The organism is Clostridium sp., assembly GCF_036781005.1.
In the GTDB taxonomy this organism is placed as follows: Bacteria; Bacillota; Clostridia; order Clostridiales; family Clostridiaceae; genus Clostridium_B.
This window is the reverse complement of sequence record NZ_DAIQBT010000005.1, coordinates 78,163-95,844: the sequence shown is the minus strand read 5'-3', so window position 1 is coordinate 95,844 and position 17,682 is coordinate 78,163. Positions and strand designations below refer to the sequence as shown.

Below are 17,682 nucleotides of genomic sequence, written 5' to 3'. Positions count from 1 at the left end.
ATCGGTAAAAGAGAATTTAATGTAACTAAAATTATTAGATGTAATTATATTATGTAATATTTTTATGCTTTTTATTATTATTTTTATGCTTTTTATTATTTATATAATTTACAATAACACATAGCTAATCTTGAAAAAATTCTTAAATAGCTGGTAAAGTCATTAAGAAAAATTTTTGTAATTATCTGTTAGTGAAAATTATATAGATAAAAAATTTATGCTGAGAACCGTTTTGGTTCTCTTGTATTATTTCTATAATAAATAGCAACATACACAAAATTCTGGAGCAGAGATTTAATTTGAATAGAGAAACTAAAAAAACATCAAAGCAGGATGAAAATTCGAATATTTTTTTATTATTGATACATACTATTTTTAGAATTATATAAGCAGGAGGTGAATTATGGAGAAGGAACGTAAAGGATTATCTGTTTTACAGCTTACAATGATGGCTCTTGGAACCGTAATAGGAGGTTCTTTTTTTCTTGGATCTTCTGTGGCCATTCATGCTCTGGGTCCTTTTATAATTATTTCCTACATATTGGGAGGAATTTTAGTATATTTTATTCTTTCTGCACTTTCAGAAATGACAGTTAGAGATCCCTCTCCAGGCTCTTTTTTTACTTTTGCAAGAAAAGCCTTTGGCTCAGGAGCTGGATTTATTGTGGGGTGGGTGTATTGGACCGGGATGGTTCTTGCCATGTCCAGTGAAGCTGCTGCTGTATCTATTTTGGTGCGCAGATGGTTTCCTGGAATATCCATATCCTTTCTTGGCAGTATAATTATACTTGTAATTACACTGCTTAATTTATTAGGTGCTGATAAATTAAGTAAGCTGGAAAGCGGTCTTGCAGCTGTTAAATTACTTGCGGTGATATCTTTTATAGTAATAGCTCTACTTTTAACTACAGGTATTTTAAAATCAAATGCCGGAAGTATGGGGATTGAAAGTGTAAAGTTCTCTTTTTTTCTTCCAGGAGGAATAAAAAGTATTGCAGGCAGTATGCTTACGGTTATGTTTGCTTATGCAGGGTTTGAAATAATAGGTCTTGCGGCTTCGGAAACTGATAATCCTAAAAAAACCATTCCCAAAGCTATAAAGTATACTGTATCAAGTCTTGTAATCCTTTATATAGTTTCTGTATTGGCGGTGATTTTATTAATTCCCACTGATGTCCTGGGAGAAAATGTAAGCCCTATGGTAGCTGCCCTCAATAGATGGGGAATGAACTGGGCTGGAAATGTAATAAATATAGTAATGATTATAGCAATACTTTCTACAATGCTGGCAGCCATGTTCGGTATAGGAAGAATGATTCGTTCTCTTGCAAATGAATCTTATGCACCCAGGTGGTTAAAAGGTGATTCAAATATTCCATACAAAGGTATTATATTTTCAGGTGGAGCTATGTTTCTAGGATTAATGCTTGGACTCTTATTCCCTAGGGTATATTTATTTTTAGTAAGTTGCGGAGGGTTTTCACTGCTTTTTACATATGTAATGATTATAGCTTCGCAAATTTCACTGCGTAGAAATTACAAGCATATCATGGAAAAGAAAGGTCACAGCTATATTTCATGGATTACTATCATGAGTCTTATTGTTATTATTTTAAGCATGCCTTTTATTCCCGGGCAGTCATCAGGTCTTATAGCAGGTATTATAATTATTGTTTTTTATATGATAGTTTATACAATTATGAAATATTATATAAAAATTAAAAAGCAAGATGGCTTAGAGAGTAAATTTAATGCAAAGGAACATAGGAAGGGCTTTCTTATGGAACTTTCTAAAGAATTTATTGAAAAAAGAAAGCCTTTTGAAAAGCGTAGTAAAAAATATCATAAATAAAGTATCAAAAAATATATTGTTATTGTTACACCCTATATTGAAATTAAACATAGTCTATAAGGATAAGTTAATTATTACAAATTAATAGATTTACACCATAGAGGAGGAAAATCAGTATGAATTTTCTAAAGAACATTAAGGTGAAAGTAAAATTAATTTTATCCTTTAGTATTATTGCCATATTGATTACAGTGGTGGGAGTTATAGGAATAGGGTCTTTAAAAACTATAAATTCAGGTTCTGATGATATGTATAATAATAAATTAAAGAAAATATATATGTTGATGAATATGAAGCAAAGTTTTACTGAAATTAAAAGTGATATCTTTCAGCTCATGTATGAAAACAACGGATCTAAGCGAAATGAATTAGAAAAAAGTATAAAAGATGATATGGTGTTAAGTGAGAAAAATATTCTACACTACGAAAAGTTGGCTATAAATAATGTTGAAAAACAAATATGGACAACTTATAGAAGTGAATTTAATAATTATAAAAGCAGTATAAATAATATTATTTATTTTGTTAATAGTGGAAATTTTAGTGAGGCAGTGGAGGAATATGAAAGTATATTGAATTCAGAAGAAATGATGATGAATAATATTGATAAATTAATATATAAACAGGTAAAAGCTGCAGAAAAAGCAAATTCAGAAAGTTATTCCTTGTATTTGAAAAATCATAAAATTATGCTTTTATTCATGATTGGAGGACTGCTGTTTGCAGTGGCGCTTGGACTTATTATTTCACGGGATATAACTGTTCCTTTGATAAAAATAAAATCCCTTGCAGAAAAATTAGCTCTGTATGATTTTTCTACTCCTATTGTTATTACAAGAAGTGATGAATTTGGTAAGACAGGAGTGGCCTTAAATAGGGCACTTTTAAATGTAGATAGTCTAATTAAAAATATTATGGCGAATTCTGAAGAAGTCAGTGCATCCAGTGAAGAACTTTTTGCAACCGTGGAGCAATTGTCTATAAAAATTGAAAAAATAGAAAAGTCATTGAATAATATAATTGTTGGAATTCACGATACAAGTTTGTCCTCAGAGGAAATAACATCCTCTGTAGAAGAAATTAATTCAGGTATCAATGAACTGTCTGAAAAGGCTGAGAAAGGGAGTAATACCGCCAATGAATCCAAGAAAAGAGCAACTTTGGTTCAACAAAAAGGGGAACAAGCTATCAGAGAATCAAAAAATCTGTATTTAAAGAAGAAAAATAATATGCTGCAGGCAATTAAAGAAGGAACTGTAGTTAGAAGCATAAAGGTTATGGCAGATACTATTTCAGATATAGCAGAGCAGACTAATTTACTGGCATTAAATGCTGCTATAGAAGCAGCTAGAGCGGGAGAAAAGGGAAAAGGTTTTGCAGTTGTTGCAGAAGAGGTGAAAAAGCTTGCACAGCAATCAGCCAAGTCTGTAACAAATATAAAGAATACTGTTATAAAAGTTGAAAAGGCATTTGAAAATTTATCTGAAAATGGTAATGAAGTTTTAGGGTTTATAAATGAGAGTATTCATGAAAGGTTAGAGGAATTTGGAATTATGGGAGAACAATATCAAAATGATTCAGATTTTTTAAGTGATATGTCATTGGATATAGCAGCTATGTCTGAACAGATTACAACATCAGTGAATCAAGTAAATCAGGCAATGCAGCATATGTCACAAATTGCCCAAAAGTCTAATGAAAGTTCAGGAACCATAAAATTCAAATTAGATGAGACAAGCAAAGAAATAAGGCAGGTAGCTGTAGTTGCACAAAGTCAGGCAGAACTTTCTCAAAATCTTAATGAACTGGTGCAAAAATTTAAGATTTAATTTAAAGGCTAGTAGCTTTATTGCTATTAGCCTTATCAGTTCAATTAGATGTTATTTTTCTATTTACAATTGTCTCCAGGTGTTTTATAGGAAGTACTACTATTATTGCTATACATATTACACCTTCAATAGACATAAATATACCATTTAAGGTAAGAGAATAAATAGCGGGAGACATTCCCTTAGGGGCAAAACTTCCAAAAAAGATTACTCCAGATATAAAATGACATATAAATCTTCCCAAAAGGGCTAGAAATGTACCTATAATTTTTTTGTTTTTAAAATATCCAGCTATACCCAGTGCCATAAATGGCAGTGGATAATCAAATATAACCTGCACGGGATGAAGTATATAAGGATCTAGTATCAAAGTTATAATTCCATATAAAAATCCAGTAATAAAACCAACTTCCGGCCCATAAAGCAGTGCCATAAGAAGTATAGGTATCATGCTCCCAAGGGTTATGCTTCCACCTTGAGGAAGATGATATATTTTAAATATTTTAAGTATGGTAGCTAGTGCCAGGGCTATACCTATTTGAGTTATAAGCTGTGTGGTAAATTTAACATTTTTAACTTTAGCCCAGAATAGTATGAAAATAATCACCGCCATTAATGCAAAAATAGAAGTTGGATGAGATAGAATCTCTGTAATATTTTTTATTAAAAACATAAAAAGCCTCCTTACTTAAGCTCAGGTGCTAAAAAAGCCGCATTCCTGGGAATGCGACTTGTTATTTTTCAAAAAATCCGAATCCGCTTCCCTACGCTGGTGTTATCCAGATCAGGTAGAAGGGTTAACAACTGGTGTTTCTCAGCCTGTAAGGCACCCCTAGCATTAAGTATTTAATTATTATATAATCATTATAATATATAATATGCCATATTTCAATTATATAATAGGGCAATATTGTAATTATAGTTTTTAAGTAAATTTTGGAGGTGGTTTTATGGATAAAAATGTTTTCTGGGTAAACGAAAAAAAAATAGATAGAACTATTAAAGCTTTAAAGAGGAATAATATGAATGGATTTTATGTGAAAGACAGACAGGAATTTCTCAGTAAAATAGAACAGCTGCTAAAGAAAGATTCTGTAGTGAGCTGTGGAGGTTCTGCTACTTTGGAGCAAGCTGGTGTACTGAAATATCTAAGAAGTGGAAGATATAAATTTTTAGACAGGGCACAGGAGGGAATAACTCCGGAAAGAAAAAAGCAGATACACAGGGAAACTTTTTTTGCAGATGCCTTTTTCACCAGTGTAAATGCTTTAACTGAAGAGGGAGAATTGTTTAATGTGGACGGTACAGGCAATAGGGTGGCTGCTATGCTCTTTGGGCCTGATAAAGTTATTGTAGTCTGTGGAGTAAACAAAATTGTGAGGAACTTGGAAGAAGCCATAGAGAGAAATAAGAGAGTGGCTGCTCCTGCCAATGCCAGAAGACTCAATTGTGCAACACCCTGTACTACCACAGGCTGTTGTACAGATTGCATCAGTAAAAACAGAATATGTAATGAATATACTTTCATAAGAAACCAACTTGATGATTCAAGGATCTATGTATTTATATTTAATGAGAATTTGGGATATTAAATTCATCTTTGGCATGTATTATATAATATTTTAATCTTTTTCAAAGCAAGGGATAAATTATTGGAAATACTCTGATAAATATTTCAATGATTTTAGGGAACTATATATACAAATGCAATTTTAAAAGGTGATAGTCATGAATAAATTCAAGGTTTTTCTGCATATTACTGTAGTTGTAATATTTATCCTGTGCTTTTTGGGCACAAGTGGAATGCTTGTAGAAAATATGGAAATACCAGTAGGGGTGGGAGCTGATATAGAAAAGAATTCTGAGAATGCATTTTATAGTATACCACTTTTAGTATATTCTTTTAAAAATGCAAATCAGGTTATGAGTACTACTATTATTGGAAGTAATGGTAATTTAGGACAGACAATTCAAAATAGACAATTAAAAGAGGGAAGAAAATCCGTTATGGGGCTTAATAGAGTATTCTTATTTAGTGAAGAATCTGCAAGGTCTGGCATAAAAAATTTTTTGGATATATGGGTAAAGAATCAGGCCACAAATGACAGCGCATTATGTGCAGTGTGTAATGGAAAAGCTGAAGATGTATTTAAATACAAGGGTAAGGAGTTTTCAAATGCTGCAGAATATATTGAAGTAATGATAAAAAGTCTCCGTGAATACAATTTTTTTTCTATGCAGTATACTGCTATGGATTTGATAGTTAGAGTAGATGCTGAGGGAAGAAATGTGTTATTGCCATACATAGAGCTGAAAAATAATAGCATGGAAACTACAGGACTTGCCATATTCAGGGGGGATGTTATGGTAGGAAAAGCAGATATGATTGAAACAAAAATAATTAATATTTTAAAGGAAAACAAGGTGAAGGGTATATTGACATTACAAAAAGATTTAAGGCATTATATAAATTGTTATGCATATTCAAAAAGGAAGGTGAAGTGTTATAGGGAAGATGGCAAATATAAATTCATAATATATTTGGATATACAGGGCAACATGATGTCTAATGAACTATACAGCAATTTATCTTCAGATTATCAGGTATTGAAAAAATATGAAACAGATATGAAAAATTATGTAGAAAAAAAAGCTAATGAATCAATAAAAAATATTAAATGCAAGTATAAAACGGATGTTTTAGACTTGGGTAAAGTGGCCATAGCAAAATATGGAAGAGGTACTGGCACTGATTGGAATAAGGTGGTATGTGATTCTGAAATACAAGTTAATGTAAAATTCAAGGTAAATACTGAAGGTAGGGGAGATTACTGATATATAACTATTTACAGAATATTTTTTGGAAGGTTACGTCACACGTAAGTGGAATTTTACGTGTGACTAAAGTTTCATTTAAATATATCTGATAAACCTTATAATTATCAAAAATCTATTTTATTTTGAACAGTTAATTTCCAATTTACTAAGGGATGAACAATCAAAATTTCCACAATTGTATTTTACTCCGTTAACATTTATACAATTGGAGCAATTGGTACAATCTTTGGAATCCTTGCAATTGGAAGGATCTGTACAGTTATTTGATGTCGTTGAAGCACAAGAAGATTGACAAAATGAAGATATATTTTTCCCATCAGATGCATGGACACTTGTAGCAATCCCTGTATTTAATAATAATGGTGCTGCAAGTATTAAAGCTGAAAGTATTTTATGTTTAAATTTTAACATTTTTAAACTCCTCCTAATTTCTGTTGTTATATAATTTTTAGTTTGTTTTCGCCTTTAGATTTCATTTTCAGAAATTTAGGCTTATGCTATGGTTGTTATATTAACAGTATTTTTAGGGCGTATCATTATTAAATTAATGGATTTAAAGGGGTAAAAATGTTTTAAAGCAAATTTAATCATTATATATAATAAGCTGTTAAGGAAAATTCGTTATATATAAGCTGATTATAACAATATATCTTATAGAATATAATGCCATAATAGAGATGGTCATAAAAATAACTTTATTTCATAAGTGTGTGAAACTTAGTAGTAACAATGGTAACCATAAATATATATGGATTTCCATCGTAAAAATATAAATAATTATATCTCTAAAATAAAGCATTGACTTTTTATTAAATTTAAAAAAATATAGTTTTTTCAGAAATATAAAAATACTATTGGCATAATAAATATATTTTAACATTAAAACTATTTTGTAGAAATTAAAAGGAATTTTTTGAAAAGGAAACAATCATTATTCAGATATTTTGCATCTTATATTTAAATATAAGATGCAAATTTTATGCTGCTGTTTTATTGGTATGCACTGAATTTATGAATCTTCCAAAAACCCAAAATTTATATCCTAAAAAATTAATTATTTGAACTAATAGAGTAGAAATAATTTTTGCTAAAAAAGAATTCATAGAATTATTCATTAATATACTTAACACTATCAAGCTTATAGCTAAAGAAGCCAAGTTCACTGTAATAAATTGAATGACTTCCTTTAATGTTTTCTTTTTCACTTTTGTATCATTGAAAGTCCAAAATTTATTTAAAATGTAGCTGTTTAATGTACCACCGCTGTAGGAAACTATCTGACTTATAATATAGTTAACGCCAAATATGCTATTTAATACGCAAAATAGTATAAAGTCAACTGTAGTGTTTAAACCACCTACACAACTAAATTTTGTAATATGTTTAAAGTTTTTATTATTTACAAAGGTATTATAGATATTTTTAACAGTAGTCATATATTTCACCTCTCCTAAACTTATATATTCAAATAATAACAGGAGAATGTATCAAAATAATGGCATAATTGTGTTAAAATAATGTGATTTTTACATTATAAAAGTCAGGTATAAAATTTTAATTTATGCCTGACTTTTATAATGCTACTCAGTCCTTATTTCTAATGTATTTGAGACTTATACTTGGATTACTGGTCTTTATAGATCTGATTTCAAAATGTTTTAAGGAAGATACAAAAGGGGTAAGTTTTGAGTAACCGTAGTTTCTGGTATCAAAGTCTGGATATCTTTTGTTTAAGGTACTGCCAACTTCACCTAAAAATGCCCAGCCATCTTCGTCGGATATTTCAGTTATAATAGTCTTTATAGCTTCTATTAATTTATCCATACTGGTCATACCCACCTTTGGTTCCTCCTGCTTTTGTGATTCTTTGTTATTTGTATTTTCAGCAGGCTTTGAAGCCATTGAAGCTAATACTTCAAGGTATTTAAATTTTTCGCAGGCAGATATGAAAGGGGTGGGAGTTTTCTTTTCTCCCATACCAATAACAAACATACCCGCTTCTCTTAAACGTGCTGCCAGTTTGGTAAAGTCACTGTCACTAGATACAATGCAGAACCCATCTACATTACTTGAATAGAGTATATCCATAGCATCAATTATAAGAGCGGTATCTGTTGAATTTTTACCTGTGGTGTAGCCATATTGTTGTATTGGGCTAATAGAATAATTAAGAAGTACATTTTTCCATGAAGCCAGCTGGGGGTTGGTCCAGTCACCATAAATTCTCTTATAAGTGGGTGTACCATGATTTGAGATTTCATCGAAAATGTATTTTATATATTTTTCAGATACATTATCAGCATCAATTAAAACAGCAATTTTTTTATCTTTATCCATATCTATCTCCTTCACATATAAATATTTTAAAAATTATTTTACTATGGCTCTGTGTAATGAAGGGGTATTTACCATACATTATAATTATATCAGTTTTTTTATTTATAAATCTTTAAAAGTACAAATAATATTTTCTATATAATAGGATTTGAATTAATGATGAGTTGGAAGCTGCTGTAAATAACACCATGATTATTTTAGATTAAAATAGTATTTCGTGTAGAATTATTTTTATTTATGTAGTAATATAATACGTACATATATGTCACTTAGAAACACCTTGTATTTAGTTTTAGCCATTAATTAAATTAATGTAACTATCTATAGGTGTTTCAAATTTTTTGCCTAAATATTTTGGCGTAGTTCAAAATAAACTTAATGGTGCCTGTCCCATTAAAAAAAGACTATAAAAAATACAGCGTTATTTCCAATTGGAAAATGTAAATTTACCATTATTGATATCCACAGAGTTAAATCAATATCCTAATATGTCCAGCCAGTTTCCATAATTTTTCCCGGTTAAAAGTTCTAAGGGACTTTTACCCTTACGTTCCTCAACCCTACTGTTTAGATATTTCCTGGTGTTTAAGTAAAACTGTAGTAAATCTAAAAATTTGCCTTTTAGAACACGTTTTAAAAATAAATAATGAAAATCTCCATCATACTTGAACTACGCCAATATTTTGCACATTTTATAAGAATAAGGCTTAATATGTAAATTAAGATGTTTGTAATAGTTGAATATAATGTAAATATATTATAAGATATTATTATAACCACAAATTAAGCAAAAATTGTTTTATAATAAAATTTATTTTAGGAGGTAATTTTTATGCCATCTTTAAAGGGTACAAAAACCGCTGAAAATTTAATGAAGGCTTTTGCAGGAGAATCTCAGGCAAGAAACAGATATACTTATTATGCATCTGTGGCTAAAAAGGAAGGATATGTCCAAATTTCTAATATATTTTTAGAAACTGCAGAGAATGAAAAGGAACATGCAAAAAGATTTTTCAAGTTTTTGAATAAGGATTTGCAAGGAGAATCTGTAGAAATAACTGCCTCTTTCCCGGTTTCTCTAGGGGATACCAAAGCTGCTTTGAAGTCAGCAGCAGAAGGGGAAAATGAAGAGTGGTCCCAGCTGTATCCTGCATTTGCAGATGTAGCAGATGAAGAAGGATTCCGTGCTATAGCAGTAGTTTTTAGAAAAATAGCCGAAGTTGAAAAACACCATGAAGAAAGATATTTAGAATTACTTAAAAATGTAGAAAATGGTACTGTATTTAAGAAAGATGAAGTAGTTAGATGGAAGTGTGCTAATTGTGGATATATTCATGAAGGAAGTTCAGCACCGGAAGTTTGTCCTGCCTGTGCACATCCTCAAGCATATTTTGAAATACTTACAGAGAAATATTAATTTAATTACTTATATAAAAATAAAACCTGCACCATGGTTATAGTGCAGGTTTTTACTATATTTAGTATGATTAATATAGTCTTGCAAGTAAATGATATCATTAAAATAAATTTTATTCAATAATAAGTTTAAGAAATTTGTATTAAATCTAAAAATAAGGAATTTACACAACATACGACATATAAAAAATATTGTTAATTCTACATTAGCATAAAATTAAGAAGGAATATAAAGTTTTATGTAGAAATAAGTTATTTGTAGCAGAATCATTAAAACATAAAAGTGAGCAGGTGGTACAATGAAATATTTAAGACAACTGATGATTATTTTGATAATGTGCTTTCTAGGGCAGTTATTAGAAAAGATATGTCTTATACCTATTCCAGGTGTTGTAATAGGACTTATTCTACTTTTTTTGTCACTATGTGCAGGTATAATAAAAATTGAAATGGTAGAAGATATAAGTAATGTATTATTATCTCATATGTCTTTTTTGTTTATTCCAGCAGGAGTAGGACTTATGGTATCTTTTAATATATTAAAAGGCAAGTGGGTACTTTTTATGTTTATAGTTGGAATATCTACTATAATAGTCTGGATTGTAACTTTTTACATAGTTCTTCTTTTAAGAAAGGTGCATTTAAATGAATAATTTAATTAATACAGGTATATTTGGAATTTTAACATCATTGATTGCTTATGAAATAGGAATGTACATAAACAAAAACACCAATATTTCTATTTTTAATCCATTATTGATTGCAATAGTTTTAATAATATTTTTTTTAATGGGTTTTCATATAAAATATGAAAGTTTTAATATTGGAGGTGATATAATATCATTTTTCTTATATCCTGCTACAGTGGCATTGGCAGTACCTTTATATAAAGAATTTTCCTTATTTAAGAAAAATGTAATACCTATTCTTACAGGCATATTATGTGGATGTATTGTAGGAATTTTATCTATTATTGCATTTTCAAAAATTTTTGGGTTATCTAATGTACTTATACAATCTTTGATACCTAAATCTATAACTACTCCTATTGGAATGGCTCTGTCAAAACAATTAGGAGGATTACCTTCTATTACGGTTATTGCTATTATAATCACGGGAATATTAGGTTCCATTGTAGGACCTTTTTTATTCAAGCTTTTAAAAATCAAGGATAAGGTTGCATTTGGAGTGGCCATGGGTACTTCTTCCCATGCTATTGGTACGGCTAAAACTATGGAAATAGGAGAAACTGAAGGGGCTATGAGTGGACTAGCTATGGCTATTTCAGGAATTGTTACTGTTTTTATAGCACCTGTTTTATGGCAGATAACTATTATGATTTTAAAGTGACAGATAAGTAAATATATACATTTATCCGAAGGCTGCTGTTGCTAACCCCCAATCTTCTTCAAAGTAGGAATAAGCACTGATATGCCACTGGATGAGTTCTTTAAAAGGTTCAACGGAGATGGTATTATTCCATATGAAACTCCGCCGAACCTTGGAGTTATTTCACAGTAGTATTTTTGTTTTCAAGATAGTTTATGATATAACTTCTCATTTCAGTCATAGCATTCTTATCTCTTACCATTTCACCGTGAGTATAGGAAGTGTGTACTACACTGAATTTATTATTTACATGGGCAAAATTATTTGATTTTGTATTTAAAAGATTAACTATGTTCAATACATCATCTTTTGTCATATCGGGAAGCAACCCGGCATCAGAGGGATCTACGCCAAATTCCTCTGGATTTTCTTTAATCATAGATATAATTCCAGCCAGTGATGGAGTATCTGTAGAAGAATCTCCTGTGAAATTTTTTGTGTCTGCAGCAATTAGCAACACGTTTTTATTTATATTCCAAGTTTTAGTTATATCGTTATCCCAGCATAAGTTTATATACTGCATTTCTTCTTCTTTTGATAAGTCTGACTGAGGATCGTATTCTAACACAGAGTTAAGATTTTTTGTCATATTAAATTGTTCCAAATCTTTAAAATTATAGTAGGCTCTATCTAGAAGCACTATGTCTTTTACTCTGTCTGGATATTTTTTAGCAAACATCATAGCTGTATCTGCACCAAAAGAATGTCCCACAAGATGTACTTTTTTTATACCATAACAGTCCAGTACTTTTTTTATTGAGTTCAATTGGGTTTTCCAAGAAACTAGAGGTATGTGACTGCTTTTACCATGATCAAGATAATCTAAAGTTATTGTCATGTATGGATTATTTTCATTGTATAAGAATTCACCATGGCTGTGATTACCTCCCATACCATGTAAGAATATAATTGCTTCTTTTTTTTCTGGAGAATAATTATAGACTTCAGTATATATTTTTACTTTTTTGTAGGTTATATATTTTTGTTTAATATTACTGGCGGCTTTACAAGGTATTATTGTAAAACATAAAATCAATAGGGTAATAAGGGTCAGCTTAAAATTTTTTTTCATAACAAAGTTCCTCCTAAAAATAAGTTATATTTACATATTATTCCATATAAATTTTTTATTTCCTGCTAATTTGTATAAAAGTTTTATTATAAAAGCACATGGATAGTAAGATTATCCATGTACCGTAGCTTATTTTTTAAGATCTTTAATTTGTTTTTGAAGGTCTTTAATTTGGCTCTTTTTTTCTTCAGAAGATTTAAGATTTTCTTGTTGAGATGCAATATTGAGTATATTAGATGAAACTGCAGTCAAAAAATTTCCAAGAACATTATTTTCATCAGGAGATTTTCCTTCTGTAAGTGCAAGTGCAATCAGGTTGGCTAATATAGAAAGATCTTTAGGAGTTATTGAATCAAAAAGTGACATTATAATTCACCTCAAATTTATTATATTAAAATAAATTAAGTATAGTTACAAGGGGGGGACATGCTGATTTTCTATTTTTTACAGTAGATAAAATTATAATGGTAGCTATGATACATAATGTTCCAAGCCATTGGGATATAGCAAAATGGACATGGAACCATAGTACAGATAAAGAGGTAGCGGATAATGGTTCTACAGAAGACAATATACCATTGAACATTAAAGTTCCAGGGTGGACTGATAAAATTAAAGGCTAGTCCGCCAATTAACATTCTCCAGCCTACTATGAGTGCAGAATCCCATCTTGCAAGATGGGAACGGGGCTGAAGTGTATTGAAGGCTGCAGTAAAGGCTGAGCCAATTCCCCAGAATAGAGCCGACTTAGAAATAGATAGGATGTGGAGGTTAGCTTTTGTGATAATAAATAATGTGCCTAACACTGCCAGTATAATGGATAGAATTTCTTGTGGTATTAGAATTTTCTGGTAGAAATAGTTATATAATTAGTGCATTTATAGGGACTAGCAGTGAAAAAATAATGCTAGAGGTGATTAAGTGCAAAAGTATAGAAAATCAGCTCACGCTACTTTTGATTTAAAATACCATTTAGTATGGATAACAAAATATAGAAAAAAGATTTTGGGTGGTAATTGAGTTTACAAATCATAACATTTCAAAATTATTTGTTTAAAGAAAGAGAATACACTTAATTATTTTCACGGCCGAAACAAGGGGCGCACTTAGATTTGTAAACTCAAATATAGATACGTCCCTGTAAATCTACTTCTATTTTGGTAGGTGAAAGAGGCAGGTGCTTTTTTACAACTTATCTGCCATATGTTTATTCCGTAAAGAACTGTTTAACATTTCCATTTCTGAAGCAAGGCAATTTATGTGTGAATCTACAGCCATCATCATTTTCTTTTCATCCCTATTTTTTATGGATTTTATCATGTCTTTATGTTCAGCTTGAGCCTTTAATGCTCTATTAGGGTATAAAGAATTTAATTTGTATAATTTTTTATCTGAAATATTGTTAAATGTATTTATAAGTAACACTAGAGTCAAATTGCCTGTACATTTTGCCAATTCTATATGAAAATTAATATCCTCCTGTGTAAATTTTGATGTATCTCCAATTGCAGATTCCATTCTATTATATATTTCTTCTAAATTTCTTATGTTATCTTTAGTAGCTTTTTGAATGGCTCTTTTGGCCACAGCCTCTTCTAAAATTTTTCTTACTTCCAAAATTTCATTTAGATTTGATTTGCTAATAATTATAGCTTCTTGCAATTTACTGGTTATTACATTTTCCTTTGGAATAGATACATAAGCGCCTTTGCCAATATGTATTTCAACCAGGCCCTTTTCAGCCATTACTTTAAAAGCCTCTCTAACTACATTACGACTCACATTATATTTTTCAGCCATTAATCTTTCAGATGGTAATTTTGTACCATCAATTAAATCACCTTTTTTAATTTTTGATTCTAAATCATCTACAATATTGGCATATAAGAATTTACTCATAGTGATTACCTCCAATGCTTTAAAATTTGTAATACCGGTAGTACCAGTTGATAGATCATTAGCCTACTCCTAATATTGTAGATTAATTATATGAAAAATAATTTAATACTTGTATAAAATCCTCATACTTTTCTGCAATTTTCAAAGTTTTTTCTTTGAAAATTTATTGTTATATTAAAATTGTTATATTAAATATTTAGATTTTCTTATATTATACTAAGAGATTATATCAACAGTACATCCTTTTTTATATATTGTCAAGAACATTTTTATTTAATCACATTATATCGTAGGTTTTTAGGAACGTCCACATTTTCAGCAATATTTTGTGGTGTAATCTGCATTTGTTGTGAATCCATTTTTTGCAGCTTGAATTTGTTCGTGAAATTTTCTGTTTATATTATTACTTTTTTGAAAAAATAGGGTTTATATAGAACTTTCAATATTAAATTTCTAAAAATACAGAAAAAATATTGACAATTATTAAAATGATGATATAATTATTAATAAATTAATAATTGGTATTACCGGTAATACCAATTGCGCAAGGAGGATATATATGAATTATATGGTACAGCTTAATAATATTCATAAATCTTTTGGCAAAAGTGAAATATTAAAAGGAATTAATATGAATGTAAAAAAAGGTGAGATTGTGGTAATACTCGGTCCAAGCGGTTCTGGTAAAACAACTTTACTTAGATGTATTAATTTTTTAGAAAGAGCTGATCTTGGCAGTGTAACAGTGGATAATTTTGAGGTTGATTGTAAAGAGGGTTCTAAAAAGGATATAAGGAAATTAAGATGTAAAACTGCAATGGTTTTTCAGCTGTATAATCTATTCAGAAATAAAACAATTCTTGAAAATGTCATGGAGGGACTAGTAGTAGTAAAAAAGGTGCCTAAAGCTGAAGCAAGGGAAAAGAGTATAGAGTTATTGCAAAGTGTAGGACTTGGAGATAAGTTGCATAACTATCCCTCACAGGTTTCAGGAGGGCAGCAGCAGAGAGCAGGAATAGCAAGAGCTTTAATATTAAATCCTGAAGTAATATTATTTGATGAACCAACTTCGGCATTAGATCCAGAATTAGTGGGAGAAGTATTAAATACCATAAAAGAAGTAGCTAAGACAGGTATTACAATGGTGGTGGTAACTCATGAAATAGCTTTTGCAAAGGAAATTGCGACACATGTGGTGTTTATGGAAAATGGAGTAATAGTTGAAGAAGGATTACCTGGAAAAATATTTAACAATCCCAAAAAATTAAGGACAAAACAGTTTTTATCCAGAATTATGAAGGAAGAGGAAAAATCCGTGTATAGTTAGCAAATTGTTAATGAATTTTAAAGAATAAAAGTATTTGGGGGGCAATGATAATGAAAAAAATATTTAATGTACTAATTAGTGCAATAATGATATCTACCATATTTTTATCGGGATGTGGTAAATCTAATACAGCAGATAATACTTCAGCCAAACCTACTGCAGAGAATCCGAAAACAGTAGAAATTGCTATTTTGACTGGAATGGCACCTTATACATATGTAGACGATAATGGTAAGTTTCAAGGCTATGATTACGAATTTTTGACTATGGTTGACGATATGTTACCTGAGTACAAATTTCATTATAATTCTGTTGAACCAGATGCAGGTGCAGCGGCAGTTAAGGCAGGTACTTATGCCCTATCTTGCTCGGCACATTTTATAACTCCTGCAAGACAAGAAAATTTTATTTTGTCATATCCGCAATCTTATTATCCCGTAAATTTGATATCCCGTAAAGCGGATAGCTTTACTAAATTTGAAGATTTAAATGGAAAAACATTAGTTCCCAATCCTCCTAATGATGGATTATATGTAGTATTGCATGATTTAGCTAAGAAATATCCTGATGTTAAATTCACACAGGAAGAGGTCTCAAACTATATACCTTATGCAGATGGATGCCGCGGCGTGGCAAATGGACAATGGGATTGTTGGTTTGGCGGGGATACAATGTTTTATGACATTATGGAAAAAGAACCAATGGATCTTTTTTGTTCAGAACCTATATACTGTGCTCCATGTGTAGTTGTATTAAATAAAAATTATACTGATTTAAGAGATGAGATAAATAAATGTATAGTTAAATTGTATGAAGAAGGTAAATTATCTGATTTATCTAAAAAATGGTTAGGAAATAAGGATGTTTGGGAGATTGCAAAACAAACTGGTGCTTTATCAGATGTATTTAAAAAATAAACTCAACTAAAAATGCCGGGGGAGTTATGGTCTCCTCTGGCAAAATTAAAAAAATATGCTCAGTAGGGGGGTATTTTGTGGAAAAACTAGAATTTATGATTAGTAAAATGCCAATTATATTAAATGCACTGCCGATTACTTTAGAAATATTATTTTTTTCAGTGGTAATAGCACTGGTAGTGGGAATGATATTAACATATGCAAAAGTAGGCAAAAATAAGGTTGTTAGATGTATTGCCAGTATATATATATCATTTATGCGCGGTACACCAATGATTGTCCAACTTTTATTGGCTTTTATCGGGATTCCACTAATTTTAGATAGTTTTGGAATATCAACTGCAAATTGGAACAATATAATTTATGCAATAATTGCTTTTAGTCTCAATGAAGCTGCATTTTTTGCTGAAATATTCCGTTCGGCCTATCTGGATATAGACAAAGGACAGATAGAAGCAGGACAAAGTATTGGAATGACTAAGTTCCAGACATTTAGAAGAATAATATTTGTACAGGTAGCAGCAAAGGCACTGCCCAATACAACCAATATGATTATTGAACTTATGAAAAATACTTCATTAGGTATAGCCATTGGAGTAACGGATTTAATGGGAATGGCCAAACAAATTTCATACAACAATTATGGTGTTGGACAAACGGAAACTTTTATAGTGGCAGCATTTATATATTGGATAATGGGATTAATACTTACTATTGTTTCCAATAATATAACAGCTAGACTTAATAGATATAATAATCCTGTTTTAGTTAGTAGGAAAGCAAGTTGAAAATTGTTACAAGTTACA

At 30.3% G+C, this 17,682-nt stretch carries 20 protein-coding genes and 1 riboswitch; of the genes, 13 read left to right on the top strand and 7 right to left on the bottom strand.

Annotated features, from left to right (window positions below):
* Window positions 1-403 precede the first annotated feature (403 nt).
* Window positions 404-1,852 (top strand): amino acid permease, encoded by a 1,449-nt coding sequence (locus V7Q02_RS03285; protein ID WP_333859540.1) that lies wholly within the window; start codon window positions 404-406, stop codon window positions 1,850-1,852.
* Between the two features lie 116 nt (window positions 1,853-1,968).
* Window positions 1,969-3,681 (top strand): methyl-accepting chemotaxis protein, encoded by a 1,713-nt coding sequence (locus tag V7Q02_RS03280; RefSeq protein ID WP_333859539.1) that lies wholly within the window; start codon window positions 1,969-1,971, stop codon window positions 3,679-3,681.
* Between the two features lie 40 nt (window positions 3,682-3,721).
* Here V7Q02_RS03280 and thiT read toward each other — a convergent pair whose 3' ends face one another.
* Window positions 3,722-4,354 carry an energy-coupled thiamine transporter ThiT gene (gene thiT, locus V7Q02_RS03275; RefSeq protein WP_333859538.1) on the bottom strand — a complete coding sequence of 211 codons (633 nt, stop codon included), beginning with the start codon at window positions 4,352-4,354 and terminating at the stop codon, window positions 3,722-3,724.
* Window positions 4,355-4,425: 71 nt separating this feature from the next.
* A riboswitch (TPP riboswitch) is annotated at window positions 4,426-4,525 on the bottom strand.
* Window positions 4,526-4,631: 106 nt separating this feature from the next.
* On the opposite strand from thiT, the gene V7Q02_RS03270 reads away from it, so the two are divergent.
* Window positions 4,632-5,273, top strand: a complete 642-nt coding sequence (locus V7Q02_RS03270) for a lactate utilization protein (protein ID WP_333859537.1) — start codon at window positions 4,632-4,634, stop codon at window positions 5,271-5,273.
* A 136-nt stretch (window positions 5,274-5,409) separates the two neighbouring features.
* On the top strand, window positions 5,410-6,516 hold the full coding sequence (locus V7Q02_RS03265) for a Ger(x)C family spore germination C-terminal domain-containing protein (protein WP_333859536.1): 1,107 nt from the start codon (window positions 5,410-5,412) through the stop codon (window positions 6,514-6,516).
* Between the two features lie 120 nt (window positions 6,517-6,636).
* Here the strand turns inward: V7Q02_RS03265 and V7Q02_RS03260 are convergent, their stop codons facing one another.
* The 3 genes from V7Q02_RS03260 to V7Q02_RS03250 form a co-directional block, all read right to left on the bottom strand.
* Window positions 6,637-6,930: a hypothetical protein gene (locus tag V7Q02_RS03260; RefSeq protein ID WP_333859535.1), complete on the bottom strand. Its 294-nt coding sequence runs from the start codon at window positions 6,928-6,930 to the stop codon at window positions 6,637-6,639.
* A 566-nt stretch (window positions 6,931-7,496) separates the two neighbouring features.
* On the bottom strand, window positions 7,497-7,955 hold the full coding sequence (locus tag V7Q02_RS03255) for a GtrA family protein (protein ID WP_333859534.1): 459 nt from the start codon (window positions 7,953-7,955) through the stop codon (window positions 7,497-7,499).
* Window positions 7,956-8,103: 148 nt separating this feature from the next.
* Entirely contained in the window at window positions 8,104-8,856 is a 753-nt protein-coding gene (locus tag V7Q02_RS03250; protein ID WP_333859533.1) for an NYN domain-containing protein, read from the bottom strand.
* 832 nt (window positions 8,857-9,688) lie between these two features.
* Here V7Q02_RS03250 and rbr point away from each other — a divergent pair.
* From rbr to V7Q02_RS03235, 3 genes are all read left to right on the top strand, one after another.
* Complete coding sequence (gene rbr / locus V7Q02_RS03245) at window positions 9,689-10,273, top strand: rubrerythrin (RefSeq protein WP_333859532.1); 585 nt, start codon at window positions 9,689-9,691, stop codon at window positions 10,271-10,273.
* 298 nt (window positions 10,274-10,571) lie between these two features.
* Window positions 10,572-10,925 (top strand): CidA/LrgA family protein, encoded by a 354-nt coding sequence (locus V7Q02_RS03240; RefSeq protein ID WP_333859531.1) that lies wholly within the window; start codon window positions 10,572-10,574, stop codon window positions 10,923-10,925.
* Window positions 10,918-11,622, top strand: a complete 705-nt coding sequence (locus V7Q02_RS03235; RefSeq protein ID WP_333859530.1) for an LrgB family protein — start codon at window positions 10,918-10,920, stop codon at window positions 11,620-11,622. The genes V7Q02_RS03240 and V7Q02_RS03235 overlap by 8 nt, the downstream gene beginning before the upstream one ends.
* A 157-nt stretch (window positions 11,623-11,779) precedes the next feature.
* On the opposite strand, the gene V7Q02_RS03230 is transcribed toward V7Q02_RS03235, so the two are convergent.
* Together V7Q02_RS03230 and V7Q02_RS03225 are read right to left on the bottom strand one after the other, a co-directional pair.
* Entirely contained in the window at window positions 11,780-12,733 is a 954-nt protein-coding gene (locus V7Q02_RS03230; protein WP_333859529.1) for an alpha/beta fold hydrolase, read from the bottom strand.
* A gap of 129 nt (window positions 12,734-12,862) precedes the next feature.
* Window positions 12,863-13,099, bottom strand: a complete 237-nt coding sequence (locus V7Q02_RS03225) for a hypothetical protein (protein ID WP_333859528.1) — start codon at window positions 13,097-13,099, stop codon at window positions 12,863-12,865.
* A 107-nt stretch (window positions 13,100-13,206) separates the two neighbouring features.
* On the opposite strand from V7Q02_RS03225, the gene V7Q02_RS03220 reads away from it, so the two are divergent.
* The 3 genes from V7Q02_RS03220 to V7Q02_RS15910 all read left to right on the top strand — a co-directional run bounded on the left by V7Q02_RS03220 (window position 13,207) and on the right by V7Q02_RS15910 (window position 13,753).
* Complete coding sequence (locus V7Q02_RS03220; RefSeq protein WP_333859527.1) at window positions 13,207-13,356, top strand: hypothetical protein; 150 nt, start codon at window positions 13,207-13,209, stop codon at window positions 13,354-13,356.
* 76 nt (window positions 13,357-13,432) lie between these two features.
* A complete protein-coding gene (locus V7Q02_RS03215) occupies window positions 13,433-13,588 on the top strand; it encodes a hypothetical protein (RefSeq protein ID WP_333859526.1) in 156 nt (51 codons plus the stop codon).
* A gap of 66 nt (window positions 13,589-13,654) precedes the next feature.
* Window positions 13,655-13,753: a transposase gene (locus tag V7Q02_RS15910; protein WP_373845120.1), complete on the top strand. Its 99-nt coding sequence runs from the start codon at window positions 13,655-13,657 to the stop codon at window positions 13,751-13,753.
* Between the two features lie 165 nt (window positions 13,754-13,918).
* Here V7Q02_RS15910 and V7Q02_RS03210 read toward each other — a convergent pair whose 3' ends face one another.
* Complete coding sequence (locus V7Q02_RS03210) at window positions 13,919-14,632, bottom strand: FadR/GntR family transcriptional regulator (RefSeq protein ID WP_333859525.1); 714 nt, start codon at window positions 14,630-14,632, stop codon at window positions 13,919-13,921.
* Window positions 14,633-15,200: 568 nt separating this feature from the next.
* On the opposite strand from V7Q02_RS03210, the gene V7Q02_RS03205 reads away from it, so the two are divergent.
* The 3 genes from V7Q02_RS03205 to V7Q02_RS03195 all read left to right on the top strand — a co-directional run bounded on the left by V7Q02_RS03205 (window position 15,201) and on the right by V7Q02_RS03195 (window position 17,664).
* Window positions 15,201-15,959 carry an amino acid ABC transporter ATP-binding protein gene (locus tag V7Q02_RS03205; RefSeq protein WP_333859575.1) on the top strand — a complete coding sequence of 253 codons (759 nt, stop codon included), beginning with the start codon at window positions 15,201-15,203 and terminating at the stop codon, window positions 15,957-15,959.
* 50 nt (window positions 15,960-16,009) lie between these two features.
* The gene (locus V7Q02_RS03200) at window positions 16,010-16,876 is read left to right on the top strand and encodes an ABC transporter substrate-binding protein (protein WP_333859524.1); all 867 of its coding nucleotides are present in this window, start codon (window positions 16,010-16,012) and stop codon (window positions 16,874-16,876) included.
* Between the two features lie 77 nt (window positions 16,877-16,953).
* Window positions 16,954-17,664: an amino acid ABC transporter permease gene (locus V7Q02_RS03195; protein WP_333859523.1), complete on the top strand. Its 711-nt coding sequence runs from the start codon at window positions 16,954-16,956 to the stop codon at window positions 17,662-17,664.
* Window positions 17,665-17,682 lie beyond the last annotated feature (18 nt).